This is a genomic window from Paracoccus onubensis (genome assembly GCF_003591515.1).
In the GTDB taxonomy this organism is placed as follows: domain Bacteria; phylum Pseudomonadota; class Alphaproteobacteria; order Rhodobacterales; family Rhodobacteraceae; genus Paracoccus; species Paracoccus onubensis.
Genome location: NZ_QZCG01000006.1, coordinates 156,283 through 171,389, shown reverse-complemented (window position 1 = coordinate 171,389; position 15,107 = coordinate 156,283). Strand labels below are relative to the sequence as shown.

The window sequence follows — 15,107 nt, the reverse complement described above, 5'->3', positions numbered from 1 at the left end:
CTTCCGAACACAGAGGTTTGCATGATCAAGGTTTTCGGCCATATCGCCCCCGACACCGATTCCACCGGCTCGCCCATCATCTGGGCGTGGTATCTGAACGAAATCCGCCAGACTCCGGCCAAAGCGGTCTTGCAGGGAGAACCCAATACCGAAGCCGCGTGGATGCTGGAACGCTGGGGGCTGGACAAGCCGGAAATCATCACGGATGTCGCTGCCGGCGAGCAATGCGTGATCGTCGATACCAACAATCCGGCGGAACTGCCCGCGTCGATCAACGAGGCCGAGGTGATCGAGATCATCGATCATCACATGCTGGCCGGCGGGGTAAAGACCCGCACGCCGATCAACATCACCATCCGACCGCTGGCATGCACCGCCACGATCATGCACGACCTGATCGGCGAAGATCTCGCCAAGGCGCCGGAAGGCGTGAAAGGCGCGATGCTGACCTGCATCCTTTCGGACACGCTGGAATTCCGCAGCCCGACCACGACGCCGCATGACCGCGAGGTGGCCGAGAAAATCGCCAGGGAATTGGGCATAATCATCAGCGAATATGCCGCCGAGATGTTCGCCGCGAAATCCGATGTGAGCGTTTTCTCTGAAGAGGAACTGTTGCGGATGGACAGTAAGGAATTCGAGATCGACGGCAGGAAGCTGCGTATCTCGGTTCTTGAGACGACTGCGCCGCAGGTGCTGCTGGACCGCAAGCAGGCCCTGATGGACGCCATGCCGGGCGTGGCTGAAAGCGATGGCGCCGATGAGGTGATCCTGTTCATCATCGATATCCTCAAGGAAGAGGCAACGCTGCTGGTGCCCAATGACGCCGTCAAGGAGATTGCCGAGAAAAGCTTTGATGTCACCGTGAACGGCGACTCGATCGTTCTGCCTGGCGTCATGAGCAGAAAGAAACAGATCATCCCGGTTCTGGCAGTCTGATGAGCCGGATCATCGGGAATCTGTCGCAGATCGGTAGCGAATATGAGGCGCTGTTCTGTGATCTTTGGGGCTGTCTGCATAACGGCAAGCAGCCCTATCCTGCGGCGGTGTCGGCGTTGCAAGACTATCGCCGGCAAGGGGGGAGGGTCTGCCTGATGACGAATGCCCCGCGCCCCAAGCAATATGTCATCGCGCAGCTTGAACGGATGGGTGTACCCGGGGATGCCTGGGATCTGGTGGTCAGCTCGGGCGATGCGGCGCAGGACGCGATGTTCGCGGGCGCAGTTGGCCGCAGGGTCTGGCATATCGGCACCGGGAAGGATGACGGATTTTTCGACGATATTCCGGCTGATTGGGCAGATGCCCCAGCGGTGTCGCGCGTGTCTCTGGAAGAGGCCGAGGGCATCGTCGTGACCGGTCCCTTCGATGAGGAGAATGAAGTCCCCGAGGATTATCGCGGCAGGTTGATGCAGGCGCGGGAACGGGGGCTGAAACTGCTTTGCGCCAATCCCGACGTGGTCGTGGATATGGGCGAAACGCGGATCTATTGTGCCGGTGCACTGGCCGAGCTTTATGAGGATATGGGCGGCGAGTCGCTGTATTTCGGCAAGCCGCATCCCCCGATCTATGAGCGTGCGCGCCGTCTGATGGATCTGGGCGACAGCGCCCGGGTTCTGGTCGTGGGCGATGGTATTCGCACTGATGTGCTGGGCGCGCAGCAGGAGGCGCTTGATTGCCTGTTCGTTACCGGGGGATTGGCGGCGCAGGCATTCGGACCCGATGTCGAGAATCCGGATGAGGAATTGCTGCGCGAGTGGCTTTCTGCGCATCAGATGACGCCAAAATACAGCATTGGCCGGCTTCGGTAATCGATCCGGCAATAAAATTCCATTTTTTGGGCCTTAAAGAGATATTTTCTTGCGTCATGCAGCTTATGCTGCTATGCAGCATGAACTGATCTGAACCCGGCGCATCTGATGGAACCTGACATGCTGGACAATCTTCCTCGTGGTACGATCGTGATCGAAGATCTCGAACTGGGCATGACGCGCTATCTGCAAAAGCAGGTAACCGATCGCGATATCGAGATGTTCGCCCAGGTTTCGACCGATCACAATCCGGTGCATCTGGACGATGATTATGCGCAGGATACGATCTTCGAGGGGCGGATTGCGCATGGAATGCTGACCGCGGGGCTGATCTCGGCTGTGATCGGGGAACAGCTTCCGGGGCATGGAACGGTCTATCTTGGGCAGACGCTGAAATTCATGGCGCCTGTCCGCCCCGGTGACATGGTCCGCGCCGAGGTTACGGTCGAGGCGATCGACCACGCGAAACGTCGGGTGACTCTTGCAACCCGCTGTCTCGTCGGCGATACGGTCGTTCTGAAAGGCGAGGCTGTCGTATTGGCGCCAAGTCGTAAGTTCGACTGACGAGGCGGAATGCCTCGATAGGGGGCATTTTGCAGATCCATCGTGACTGGACCGGATTGTCGGCAGATTGTCGTGACGCGACGGTTGCCATGGGTAATTTCGACGGCGTGCATCTGGGCCATCGGGCAGTCATCGAGGCAGCGGCAAAGGCCGCCGACGCCCCCCTTGGCGTCCTGACCTTCGAGCCGCATCCGCGCGAGTTTTTTGCCCCCGACGCGCCGCCTTTCCGGCTGATGAATGCCGAGGCCCGGGCCAATCGTCTTGCGCGTCTTGGCGTTCAGCAATTGTATGAACTGCCGTTCAATCAGGTGGTGGCCGGGCTGACCCCCGAAGCCTTTGCCCGCGATGTCCTGACCGAAGGGCTGGGCATTCGCCACCTTACGGTCGGTGCGGATTTCCGCTTTGGCAAGGATCGGGCCGGCGATGCCCGGGTTCTTTCCGCTCTCGGTGCGCAGATGGGTTTCGGCGTGACCATCGTGCCGCTGGCAGGAACGGCGGGGCAAGAATACAGCTCGACCGCTATCCGCCAGGCGCTGGCCGAAGGCCGGACGCGCGATGCCGAAAAGATGCTTGGCCATTGGCACCGCATCGAGGGCGAGGTTATCCATGGCGACAAGCGCGGACGGGATTTCGGCTGGCCCACCGCGAATATGAGCATGGAAGGGCTGCATCTGCCGCGACTGGGCATTTATGCGGTGCTGGTCGATGTGTTGACCGGCCCCGACCGGCTGTCCTGCCGGGGGGTCGCGAGTCTGGGCGTGCGGCCTATGTTCGGTCGCAATGCGCCGAATCTCGAAGTGCATCTGTTCGATTTTTCCGGCGATCTGTACGGTCAGCATCTGTCCGTCGCTCTGGTGGAATTTCTTCGCGATGAAGCGAAATTCGACTCGGTCGATGTGCTGATCGAGCAGATCGGCAAGGATGCGGAACAGGCGCGCGCGATTCTTGTAGGCGCGTGATGCGCGAGCGGTTCTGGGAATTGCCGCTAGAGCAGCTGACCCCCGGCGAATGGGAGGCGCTTTGCGACGGCTGTGGGCGCTGCTGTCTGAACAAGCTGGAATTCGAGGATACGGGCGAATTGGCGTTCACCCGCGTGGCCTGCAAGCTTCTGGACGGGCATAGCTGCCGCTGCGGCTCTTATGCGAACCGGCACGATTATGTGCCGGAATGCGTGGTGCTGACGCCGAAAAAGCTGAAAGAGATCGATTGGTGGCTGCCCCGAACTTGTGCTTATCGGCTGCGATCCGAGGGCAAGCCCTTGTATGACTGGCATTATCTGATCTCGGGCGATCCTGAATCGGTGCATCGTGCCGGGATCTCGGTGCGCGGCTGGACCGTCAGCGAGGCGGTGTTGCCGGAAGAAGATTGGGAAGATTATATCATCGAGGATCTGTCATGAATTTTGCATCCGACAATACCTATGGCGCGCATCCCGCGGTGCTTGCCGCATTGAGCGACTGCAATGATGGCGCGGTGATGGGATATGGGGCGGACCCGGTTACGGAACGGGCAGAGGCCGTGATCCGCGAGGTTCTGGAAGCGCCGCAGGCCGTGGTGCGTTTCGTGGCGACAGGTACAGCGGCGAATGCGCTGGTCTGCGGGCAATATGCGCCGCGATACGGGCGGATCTATTGTCATCAGGATGCGCATATCGAAACCAGCGAATGTGGGGCGCCAGAGTTCTTTACGGGCGGTGCCAAGCTGGTGACGGTGCCCGGAGGTTCCGGCAAGATGCAGCCCGGTGAACTGGCCTCCCGCATGTGGCGCGGTGCTGCCGGGGGCATGAATGGCGGGCGCAACGGGCTGATTTCCATCACGAACGCAACCGAATGGGGCACGATTTATTCCCTGCAGGAAATCGCCGCGATCGCTGATGTCGCGCATGAGGCCGGGCTGCCTTTGCATATGGATGGCGCACGGTTCGCCAATGCCGTCGCGGCAGCCGGTTGTTCGGCGGCGGATATGTCATGGCGCGCGGGCGTGGATGCGCTGTGTTTCGGCGGCACCAAGAACGGTGCGATGGGGGCCGAGGCCGTGGTGTTCTTCGATCCCGCGCATGCCGAGGATTTCGATTACCGGCGAAAGCAGTCGGGGCATGTCTTTTCCAAGCAGCGCTTTCTTGCGGTGCAGATGCTGGCGCTGCTGGAGGGCGGGCTTTGGCTGGAACTGGCGAAACATGCCAATGATCTGGCCGCCGGGCTGGCCGACGCAATCCTTGCGGCCGGAGGAAATTTGTTGGCGCCGGTGCAGTCGAACGCGGTTTTTGCGACAATTCCGCCCGAAGCCCACGCAAGGGCCAAGGCGGCAGGTGCCATCTATTATCTGTGGCCCGATAAATCCGCCGAAGGTCAGGATCCCGTGCCGATCCGGCTGGTAACGGCATGGAACACCCCGGATGCGGATGTCGCCGCCCTGATCGCGGCGTTGAAAGGCTAGAGAGGGTCGCGCCGGATCCGGAAATACCGGTTATTTGCGTGTCGCGATGGCCGGGGGCGCTGCCCGTCGCCGGCAGGTCTCTCGAAGCAGTGGCGCGACCCGCCGGCGACCCCCGAGGTATTTGGACAAAGAAGAAGGGGGAGGAGGAAAGGAAGCGGGTCCGGGCAGGCGCTACCTGCTCCGGGCGGCTGTTAGCCGTTCAACGCCTTCAGCAACAAGGCAAGCGCGTGGCTGACCGTCGCCGCGCGCACATCGCTGCGGCCTATGGCGCCGAATTCGACGGTTTCCGTCGTTACCCCGAATGCCGTTGCCACGCCGAAGCAGACCCGGCCTTCCGGCTTGTGCTCGGAGCGGCCGGGGCCGGCGATTCCGGTGACGGCAACGGTCAGGGACGCCTCTGAACGGGACAGCGCACCCATTGCCATCTCGGCTGCGATCTGTTCGCTGACGGCGCCATGAGCCGTCAGCGTCTCGCTGTGAATACCCAGCATCTGCTGCTTGGCGGCATTGGAATAGGTGACAAAACCACGATCCAGGACATCGGATGAACCGGGAATTTCCGTCAGGGCGGCGGCGATCAGCCCGCCTGTACAGCTTTCGGCGGTGGCGATCATTACGCCACGGGCTCGGGCGGCGTCCAGGACATCACCCGGGGAGGTCACAGGATCACCAGATGAAAGAGAGCGGCTGCGATCACGGTGGCAATACCGGCGAACAGCCCGGCCCAGAGATCGTCCTTCATCACCCCTGCCGCTGTGCCTTCCCCGTCGGCGCGGCCCACCAGCCAGGGCTTCCAGATGTCGAACAATCGGAAGAGCAGGAACGCCGCCACCCAGCCCGGCCAAGGAAAAACATGGCTTGGCATTTGCGCAAAGAAGAACCCCGCCGAGGGGAAGCAGAGCGCAATCCATTGCCCTGCGATCTCGTCGATGACGATTTCGCTGCGGTCGGGGTCGTCCATGCCGTCAGTATACCGGCGCACGGCCCAGAAGCCTGCCGCCGTCACGGCGAGGGTGGCGGCGGCCAGCAGCGGGAAATGTCCAAACCGGTGGATCAGGACGCCAAGCAGGACCGCGATTGCCGAGGCCCAGGTGCCGGGGGCAGGGCGCAGCAGACCGGCGCCGAACCAGATGCAGAGAAGGCGGGGCATGGAGGCTCCTTTGATATTTGCTTCGTTCTAGCGGGTCGGGAACCGGGAAACCAAGCAGATTTGCAATTTTTGATGCGGCATGACCTGATGGCCTGTCCGCATTGCCGTGCGCTATCCTCCGATCAGTGTCGCCGTCGCGATCGCGGCGATGCCTTCGCCGCGTCCGGTGAAGCCCAGACGCTCGGAGGTGGTGGCTTTCACGCTGATCCGTCCGGTTTCGACCTGCATGATTTCGGCAAGGCGGGTTTGCATCGCATCAGCATGGGGGCCGATCTTTGGGGTTTCACAGATCAGCGTCACATCGGCATTGCCAAGGCGGAAGCCGCGCTCCCGCGCCAGATCGATGGCATGGCGCAGAAAGACATGGCTTTCAGTACCCTTCCATTGCGGATCCGAAGGGGGGAAGTGCCGGCCGATATCGCCCTCGGCCAACGCGCCATAGATGGCGTCTGTCAGGGCATGCATGCCGACATCGGCATCGGAATGGCCTTTCAGCCCGGAATCATGCGGGATCCGGATGCCGCAAAGCCAGACATGATCGCCCGGCTCGAAAGCATGCACGTCAAAGCCGTTGCCCATGCGGATATCCATCGCGTTTCCCATCAGTCTTTCGGGCCCCATCAGTCGTTCGACCCCCATCAACCGTTCAGCACGTACGAAATCGTCCGGCCATGTGATTTTCAGATTGTCTTCACTGCCCGGCGTGATCGTGACCTCTAGCCCGATCTTCAAGGCAAGCGCCACGTCATCGGTCGCCCCTCCGGGATGCATCCGATGCGCGGCAAGGATTTCAGGAAGACGGAAACCCTGCGGCGTTTGCGCGCGATACAGGCCGTCGCGGGTTGTGATCGCGGTGACATTTCCGCCATCGCCACGCCATAGCGTATCCGAAACGGGCAGGGCGGGCGCGGCGGCCATTGCGCCCCCATTTAATGCGTCGACCACGCCCTGAATGACCGAAGCGGGCGTCAGCGGGCGGGCGCCGTCATGGACCAGCACATGGCTTGCCTGTCCTTCAAGCGCCAGCAGCCCGGCCAACACGCTGGCCGAGCGGGTTTCGCCGCCGGTGACGATGGTGACGGGGCCTGCAAAGCGTGTGATGGCGTCAGCCATGTCATCGGGATGGACGACCAGAACGATGCGGTCAAAACCAGCGAATGCCGCAAGCGTATGGGCAATGACCGGCTGGCCGCCAAGGTTGCGCCACTGCTTGGGCCGGTCGCTTCCGGCCCGCGCGCCGCGTCCGGCGGCGGTGATGATTGCGGCATAGCCTGTGGGGGCGCGCACAGTCATCCGAAAGCGATCATGCGTGATCGGGCATGTCGCCCCTGATGGCGCGGGCGAATGCGCTGCGGTAAAGCCCGGACAGTTCGGCAAGCGGCGCACTGTCATCGCCCAATGTCACGCTGTCCCCGCCGATGCGCCCGACCACGGCAACCGGGACTAAGGCGGCTTCGGCCGCATCCGTAAGCGCCTTTACCGAGACTTCCGGGCAAGCGACCAGATAGCGGGCCTGATCCTCGCCGAATAGCTGGGCGATATCCGCGCTATCGAGAACAAGGCCGCGCCCGCCATGCTCGGCCATTTCAAAACCGGCAAGGGCAAGACCGCCATCCGACAAATCCGTGGCGGCACTGAAAAGCGCCCGGTTGGCGCGGATGAATTCGCCGTGTTTCCGCTCGGCCGCGAGATCGACGGGCGGCGCGTCGCCCTCTTCCAGAGCAAAGGCTTCCGCGGCCAAGGCCGATTGATCAAGATGCCCCCGCGTCTCGCCGATGAGGACAAGCAGATCGCCATCCGCAAGCATCGGTGCGATCATCTCGTCCAGATGTGGGATCAGACCCACGCCGCCGATGGTGGGGGTGGGCAGGATGCCCTTGCCGTCGGTTTCATTGTAAAGCGAGACATTGCCCGAGACGATGGGGAAATCAAGCGCCCGGCAGGCCTCTCCGATACCTTTGATCGCGCCGACGAATTGCCCCATGATCTCGGGCTTTTCGGGATTGCCGAAATTCAGATTGTCGGTGGTGGCCAGCGGTATCGCCCCCACGGCGCAGAGGTTGCGGTAGGCCTCGGCCACGGCCTGTTTTCCGCCTTCATAGGGGTTGGCGCGGACATAGCGGGGGGTCACGTCGCTGGTGAAGGCAAGCGCCTTGTTGGTTCCGTGAACCCGCACCACGCCAGCGCCAAGGCCCGGACGGCGGATCGTGTCGGCGCCGACCTGCGTGTCATATTGCTCCCATACCCATGATTTATGCGCGTAATTGGGCGAGCCGATCAGCGATTTCATGGCGGCGATCGGAGTGATCGCGGGCAGGGTCGAGGCCGGGGCGGCGGGAGGCGTTTCTACCCATGGGCGGTCATATTCCGGCGCGCTGGAGGAAAGCTTCGACAGGGGAAGATCGGCCTTTACCTCATTGCCATGCAGGATCAGGAAACGGTCTTCGGCGATGGTCTCTCCGACAATGGCGAAATCCAGATCCCATTTCTCGAAAATTGCCCGGGCCTCTGCCTCTTTTTCCGGCTTCAGGACCATCAGCATCCGTTCCTGCGACTCGGACAGCATCATCTCATAGGCGGTCATGCTGGTTTCGCGCTGCGGCACATCGTCCAAAACCAGCCGGATACCCAGCCCGCCCTTGTCGCCCATCTCGACGGCCGAGCAGGTCAGACCCGCCGCGCCCATATCCTGAATGGAAATCACGCTGCCCGAGGCCATCAGCTCAAGACAGGCTTCCAGCAGGCATTTCTCGGTGAAGGGATCGCCGACCTGAACGGTGGGACGCTTTTCCTCAATCGTGTCATCGAATTCGGCGCTGGCCATGGTCGCGCCGCCCACGCCGTCGCGCCCGGTCTTTGCACCCAGATAGACGACCGGCATGCCGACACCCGAAGCGGCGGAGTAAAAGATCTTGTCGGTATCGGCCAAACCTGCCGCAAAGGCGTTCACAAGGCAGTTGCCGTCATAGGAGGCATGGAATCGCACTTCGCCGCCCACATTCGGCACGCCAAAACAATTGCCGTAAGAACCGATCCCCTCGACCACGCCCTTGACCAGATGCGGGGTCTTGGGATGTTCGGGCCGCCCGAAGGACAGCGAATCCATCGCGGCGATAGGGCGCGCGCCCATCGTGAACACGTCGCGCAGGATGCCGCCCACGCCGGTCGCAGCGCCCTGATGCGGCTCGATATAGCTGGGGTGATTGTGGCTTTCCATCTTGAAGACCACGGCCTGACCGTCGCCGATATCGACGACGCCGGCATTCTCGCCGGGGCCGCAGATCACCTGCGGGCCTTCGGTCGGCAAGGTGCGCAGCCATTTCTTGGACGATTTATAAGAGCAATGCTCGTTCCACATGGCCGAGAAGATGCCAAGCTCGGTAAAGCTTGGTTCGCGTCCGATGATCTGCAGGATGCGGTCATATTCATCGGGCTTCAGTCCGTGCGCGGCGATCAAGTCCGGGGTGATCGACGGTTCCTGCATGTCTGGCCCTTCCTGCCTGTGGAGTCTGGCGCCTTTTATGACTTGCAAGAGGATATGGAAAGGGCGGTTTATCCTGTTTCCGGCCTGTTATCGCCCGGTTTGATCCATTCCATGACGTGATGATAGGGCATCCGGCGATAGCGTTTGGTTCTGAAAGCCTCGCCGCCTTGTGGCAAGGGTTCGTCGAAATGGGAGAGCCGCAACCCCGAGGCCAGCAAAAGCTGCAGATAGAAACTGAAGGGCCGGTGCCAGTTGCGAATAGTGATCCCGGTCCAGCTTACCCATTCGGCACGCGCTTCCAGATAATTGTCCATGACGAAATAATCCGCGCCGTCTTCGCGCCTGCGCCAGTTTCCCGCCGTGGCGAAGCTATTGAGATTTGCGATCAGCAACGCGCCATTTGGCCTCAGGACACGGGCCATCTCGGCAATGGCGGCCTCGATCTCGTCGATATCGATCAGCGTCAGATAGCTGACCACAAGATCAAAGCTGGAATCCTCGAAGGGCAGCTTCTCGGCCTTGGCATCGAGGTAGCGTCCCGCAGGATCGCGGGCTTGCGCGGCTTCGCGCAGCGCGGCTGTCGGCTCTATCCCGATCGGGTCCAGCCCGGCTTCGCGCAGCATCCGGCAAAAGCGGCCCTCACCGCTGCCGATATCAAGTGCATTCGTGAATCCGCGGTCGCTGACACGGGCCATCATCGGCCCGTCAAGAACATGCCGGCGTGAGAAATCGCCATGCTCACCGATCGCCGCAAGCCAACCGGTGGCGGAACTGTCCCAACCATTATCCTGCATGTCCATCCCTGCCGCTGTTCCTGATGCATGAAAAAGTGGCAACCTAGAGTAGCTTGCCCGGCTTGGGAAGGGAGCGACGGTTTCACGGGTGGTGATTTTTCCGGATTTTCTGCCGTCGTAAAAAAAAGCCGGGCACAAGGCCCGGCCTAAGTCCAACAGGGAGGTAGAAGGTGATGAGCGATTACGCAAACCATCGCCTTCGCAGACCGATCTATGTGCAGGTTGTGTATCCTTCAAGTGGAAACAGACTGTTGTCGCAGCATAGCCGCCATGCAGTGACCGAATGGCTTCATGACAAAGTCGCGGATTTCCCCGGGAAAATGGCTATTCGGCAATTTTCCGCCGGTGGCGCTGCGGTTAGGTTTGTAGTGACTTTCCGGCTTCGCTCTGCCAGCGGCGATACGCTTGGATCTCTTCCAGAACGAAATCCCGGAATACAGCGACCCGGCGGGTCTGCCGAAGCTCTTCCGGATATGCCAGAAAAACCGGTACCACGCCGGATTCGATATCGGGAAGGACCCGGATCAGATCCGGATGATCCGCCGTGAGATAATCCGGCAGGACACCGATTCCGACATTGGCCAGAACCCCTTGCAGGACGCCGAAGTAATTATTCACGGTCAGGGTCGAGACGACATTCTGCGCCATGACCTCTTCGATCAGCTTGGCGCCTGCTGCAACCTGAGGCTGATCGGCTTTCTGGCACACCAGCCGGTGATTGGACAGTTCGGCCATGCTGCCCGGTGTTCCGGCACGGTCAAGATAATCCTGCGTCGCATAAAGGCGCATGCGGATATTCAGCAGACGGCGGCGGATCAGATCGGACTGGCTTGGTTCTTTCATGCGGATCGCCACATCGGCCTCGCGCATAGGAAGGTCGAGCACGCGCTCTTCCAGCATCAGGTCGATCTTGAGATCGGGATATGTCTCGTAGAGTTTCACCAGACGGGGGGCCAGCCAAAGGGAACCGAAACCGACGGTAGTCGTCACCTTCAATTCGCCGAAAACATGTTCCGCCGAGTCGCGCATCTTCGCCGAAGCGCTGTCAAGCTTGCGCGCCATCGATGAGGTCGCGTCAAACAGCAGCTCTCCCTGTTCGGTCAGAATCAGGCCGCGTGCATGGCGGTGGAAAAGCGTGGTTCCCAGCGCCTCTTCAAGCGCGCGAATCTGGCGGCTGACGGCGGATTGAGACAGATGCAGCGTGTCGCCGGCATGTGTCAGGCTGCCGGCATCGGCAACCGCGTGAAATATTCTTAGCTTGTCCCAGTCCATCGCTGTTACAATCCTGCCTTACCAGCTATGCGTTTTTTGCAATTCTATCATTCCACTGCCCGTCCTGACGCTCTGCGTCAAGGCAGGAATTAAGTCTTTATCGGTCAGTTATTCTGACCTATAATCGTTCCAGAGCCTTCGGGCATTGGAGGAGATGCAGGATGAGCAAGCAAGAATTCTCGCTAGCCGACCGTTTCGATCTGTCGAAATCCCAGGTATTGCTGAACGGAACGCAGGCACTTGTCAGGCTTATGCTTATGCAGGCGGCACGTGACCAGGCCGCCGGGTTGAATACGGCTGGCTATGTGACAGGTTATCGCGGCAGCCCGTTGGGCGGCGTCGATCTGCAGATGATGCGTGAGACGAAGCGCCTGCGCGAGGCGAATGTGCTGTTCCAGCCGGGCCTGAACGAAGATCTTGCCGCGACGGCAATCTGGGGCAGCCAGCAGGCCGAATTGCGGGGCGAGGGCAAATATGACGGGGTTTATGCCCTGTGGTACGGCAAGGGGCCGGGCATAGACCGCAGCGGCGATGTGATGCGCCACGCGAATATGGCGGGATCCTCGGCCAAGGGCGGTGTCGTCATGGCGATGGGCGACGACCATACCGGCGAAAGCTCGACCGTGCTGCATCAGTCCGACTGGGCGATGATCGACGCCTATATTCCGGTGCTGTCGCCCGCGGGTGTGCAGGAAATTCTGGATTACGGGCTGTATGGTTTCGCATTGTCGCGCTTTGCAGGCGTCTGGACCGGCCTCAAGACCATGAAGGACACGGTCGAGGCGACGGCGGTGGTGAATGGCGATCCGCACCGGCTGACATTCGTGACGCCCGATTTCCAGATGCCCGATGGCGGGTTGAATATCCGGCTGGGCGATACTCCGGTGCTGCAAGAGGCACGGATGATCGACCATAAACGCTGGGCGGCGGAGGCATTCAGCCGCGCCAACCGTATCGACCGCAAGATCTGGGGCAAGCCGGGGGCGAAGATCGGCTTTGTCGCAGCGGGCAAGAACTGGCTGGATCTGGTGCATGCGCTATCGCTTCTGGGGATCGACGAGGCAGAGGCCGAGCGGCTTGGGATCACCACTTACAAGGTTGGGCAAACCTGGCCGCTGGACATGAGGTCCATGCAGGAGTGGTCTGAAAATCTTGAACTAATCGTTTGCATCGAGGAAAAGCGCAAGCTGATCGAGGTGCAGCTTAAGGAAGCGATATTCGACAATCGTCGCGGCCGCCGGGTGCATGGCTGGAAACATGACCGCACGGGCGAAGAGCTGTTTCCCACGCGCTACGCTCTTGACCCGGTGATGATCGCGCAGAAGATCGGCGATATCCTGATCGAAGAGGGCCGCGGGACCGAGCATATCAAGGCAGGACTGACCCGCCTGACCGAGGTTCTGCGCAGCGACAATGCGCCAGAAATCGCGACACGGACGCCTTGGTATTGCTCGGGCTGCCCGCATAACAGCTCGACCCGTTTGCCCGAAGGCAGCCGCGCCTATGCGGGGATCGGCTGTCACTATATGGTGCAGTGGATGGGCCGCGAAACCGAGGGCTTCACCCATATGGGCGGTGAGGGTGTGAACTGGGTCGGAGAGGCGCCGTTCAGCAAAAGACCGCATGTATTTCAAAATCTTGGCGATGGAACCTATAATCATTCCGGGGTTCTGGCGATCCGCGCGGCCCTGGCTGCCGGGACCAATGTCACCTATAAGATCCTGTATAACGACGCCGTTGCGATGACCGGCGGCCAGCCGAATGAGGGCGGATTGTCTGCACCCCAGATCGCCCGTGAACTCAAGGCCATGGGGGTCGATCCGGTGGTCGCCGTCTATGACGAGAAAGAGGATGTCGACCGCACGCAGTTTCCTTCGGGCATGCGGTTCGAGGAACGCGCCGAGATGATGAATGTGCAGCGCGAACTGGAAAGCGCGCAGGGCGTCAGTGCCATTCTTTACATCCAGACCTGCGCCGCTGAAAAGCGCCGCCGTCGCAAGAAGGGAGCCTTCCCCGATCCGGATCTGCGGATCTGGATCAATCCCGACGTGTGCGAGGGATGTGGCGATTGCGGCGTGCAGTCGAACTGCGTTTCGGTGGTTCCTCTGGACACCGAACTGGGACGCAAGCGGCAGATCGACCAGTCAAGTTGCAACAAGGATTATTCCTGCGTGAACGGTTTCTGTCCCAGCTTTGTCTCGGTTCGGGGCGGCAAGCTGAAAAAGCCGAAACCCGAGGCGTTCGAAATTCCCGATCTGCCGGCGCCGGACCTGCCGGCTATTGCCGGCACCCATAATGTCGTCATCACCGGCGTTGGCGGCACAGGTGTTGTGACCATCGGCGCGGTGCTTGCTCAGGCGGCGCATATCGAGGGCAAGGGAGCGGGCATGATGGAGATGGCCGGGCTGGCGCAAAAGGGCGGCGCGGTTCATATCCATTTGCGGCTGGCCGAGAAACCGGAGGATATCAGTGCCATCCGCGTGGCTGTGGGCGAGGCGGATTGCGTCGTCGGTGGCGATCTGATCGTGACGGCAGGGTCCAAAACCATCGGCTTGATGACCCCGGGTCGCACCGGCGCGGTGGTGAACGATCACGAGATCATCACCGGCGATTTCACCCGGTTCCGTGATTTTCAGGTCCCTTCCGACCGGCTGAAACTGTCGCTTCAGGCACGGCTGGGCGATAATCTGGCATTTTTCGACGCGAATGAGCTGGCATTGCGGCTTCTGGGCGACTCGATCTATTCCAACATGCTGGTTCTGGGGGCCTGCTGGCAGCGCGGGTTGCTGCCTTTGACGCAAGAGGCGATCATGGAGGCGATCCGGCTGAACGGTGCCAAGGTCGCCGAAAACCAGCGCGCCTTCCACATCGGACGTTGGGCCGCAGCATTCCCCGAGCAGTCAAGGAAACCTGCAGAAGTCACTGAACTACCTGTAGAACCTGTGGAGTACCGCGCGGCGCGTCTGGTGGAATATCAGGGGCAGGCTTTGGCGAATAAATTCCGCAAACTGGTTAATTCCGCGCCCGATCCGCTTCGGGAATCCGTCGCAAGAGGCTACTATAAGCTTTTGTCTTACAAGGATGAATATGAGGTTGCGCGTCTGCACCTGAGCAGTGCCGAACAGATCGCCCAATCATGGGAGGGCGATACGAAACTGTCCTTCCATCTGGCACCGCCGATGCTGCCGGGCAAGGATGCCGAGGGCCGGCCGAAGAAACGTGAATTCGGGCCCTGGATACTGAAGGCGTTCCGGGCGCTGGCAGCCATGAAAACATTGCGCGGCACGCCTTTCGATCCGTTCGGCTATTTTCCTGAACGGCGGCGCGAGCGTGCGATGATCCGCGAATACGAACGCGACATGCGCGAGGTTCTGGACAATGTGACCGACGCGACCCTGCCGGTCGCCATTGAACTGGCGGAATTGCCGCTGAGCGTGCGCGGCTACGGCCCTGTCAAGGATCGCGCGGCGGATGAAGCTGCCCTGCGTCGTGAAGAGCTTCTTGCCCAGTTCCGCTCGGGCGAGGCACCGATACGGCAGGCGGCGGAATAATCGGCTGGCCCGGGATTACTGGCCCCGGATTACGCGCAAAAACGTTCA

The 15,107-nt window shown here is 61.0% G+C and carries 13 protein-coding genes; 7 read left to right on the top strand and 6 right to left on the bottom strand.

From position 1 onward, the window contains the following. Positions 1-21 precede the first annotated feature (21 nt). From D3P04_RS10315 to D3P04_RS10290, 6 genes are all read left to right on the top strand, one after another. Entirely contained in the window at positions 22-939 is a 918-nt protein-coding gene (locus D3P04_RS10315) for a manganese-dependent inorganic pyrophosphatase (RefSeq protein ID WP_119748538.1), read from the top strand. Next, entirely contained in the window at positions 939-1,808 is an 870-nt protein-coding gene (locus D3P04_RS10310) for a TIGR01459 family HAD-type hydrolase (protein ID WP_119748536.1), read from the top strand. The genes D3P04_RS10315 and D3P04_RS10310 overlap by 1 nt, the downstream gene beginning before the upstream one ends. Positions 1,809-1,928: 120 nt before the next feature. After that, the gene (locus D3P04_RS10305; protein ID WP_119748534.1) at positions 1,929-2,372 is read left to right on the top strand and encodes a MaoC family dehydratase; all 444 of its coding nucleotides are present in this window, start codon (positions 1,929-1,931) and stop codon (positions 2,370-2,372) included. A 29-nt stretch (positions 2,373-2,401) separates the two neighbouring features. Continuing rightward, positions 2,402-3,331, top strand: coding sequence for a bifunctional riboflavin kinase/FAD synthetase (locus D3P04_RS10300; protein ID WP_119748532.1), 930 nt, complete (start codon positions 2,402-2,404; stop codon positions 3,329-3,331). Next, complete coding sequence (locus D3P04_RS10295) at positions 3,331-3,771, top strand: YcgN family cysteine cluster protein (protein WP_119748530.1); 441 nt, start codon at positions 3,331-3,333, stop codon at positions 3,769-3,771. The genes D3P04_RS10300 and D3P04_RS10295 overlap by 1 nt, the downstream gene beginning before the upstream one ends. After that, positions 3,768-4,808: a threonine aldolase family protein gene (locus tag D3P04_RS10290; RefSeq protein WP_119748528.1), complete on the top strand. Its 1,041-nt coding sequence runs from the start codon at positions 3,768-3,770 to the stop codon at positions 4,806-4,808. Before D3P04_RS10295 ends, D3P04_RS10290 begins: the two co-directional genes overlap by 4 nt. Positions 4,809-4,999: 191 nt before the next feature. Here D3P04_RS10290 and D3P04_RS10285 read toward each other — a convergent pair whose 3' ends face one another. From D3P04_RS10285 to D3P04_RS10260, 6 genes are all read right to left on the bottom strand, one after another. Continuing rightward, the gene (locus D3P04_RS10285) at positions 5,000-5,470 is read right to left on the bottom strand and encodes a CinA family protein (protein WP_119748527.1); all 471 of its coding nucleotides are present in this window, start codon (positions 5,468-5,470) and stop codon (positions 5,000-5,002) included. Further along, positions 5,467-5,958 (bottom strand): phosphatidylglycerophosphatase A family protein, encoded by a 492-nt coding sequence (locus D3P04_RS10280; RefSeq protein ID WP_119748525.1) that lies wholly within the window; start codon positions 5,956-5,958, stop codon positions 5,467-5,469. The genes D3P04_RS10285 and D3P04_RS10280 overlap by 4 nt, the downstream gene beginning before the upstream one ends. A 111-nt stretch (positions 5,959-6,069) precedes the next feature. Then, entirely contained in the window at positions 6,070-7,251 is a 1,182-nt protein-coding gene (locus tag D3P04_RS10275; RefSeq protein ID WP_119748523.1) for a bifunctional 2-C-methyl-D-erythritol 4-phosphate cytidylyltransferase/2-C-methyl-D-erythritol 2,4-cyclodiphosphate synthase, read from the bottom strand. Positions 7,252-7,261: 10 nt separating this feature from the next. Continuing rightward, positions 7,262-9,442, bottom strand: coding sequence for a phosphoribosylformylglycinamidine synthase subunit PurL (purL, locus tag D3P04_RS10270; RefSeq protein ID WP_119748521.1), 2,181 nt, complete (start codon positions 9,440-9,442; stop codon positions 7,262-7,264). Positions 9,443-9,510: 68 nt separating this feature from the next. Continuing rightward, complete coding sequence (locus tag D3P04_RS10265; RefSeq protein WP_232844960.1) at positions 9,511-10,236, bottom strand: class I SAM-dependent methyltransferase; 726 nt, start codon at positions 10,234-10,236, stop codon at positions 9,511-9,513. Positions 10,237-10,593: 357 nt separating this feature from the next. Then, the gene (locus D3P04_RS10260; RefSeq protein WP_119748517.1) at positions 10,594-11,508 is read right to left on the bottom strand and encodes a LysR family transcriptional regulator; all 915 of its coding nucleotides are present in this window, start codon (positions 11,506-11,508) and stop codon (positions 10,594-10,596) included. A gap of 161 nt (positions 11,509-11,669) precedes the next feature. On the opposite strand from D3P04_RS10260, the gene D3P04_RS10255 reads away from it, so the two are divergent. After that, positions 11,670-15,059, top strand: coding sequence for an indolepyruvate ferredoxin oxidoreductase family protein (locus D3P04_RS10255; RefSeq protein WP_119748515.1), 3,390 nt, complete (start codon positions 11,670-11,672; stop codon positions 15,057-15,059). Positions 15,060-15,107 lie beyond the last annotated feature (48 nt).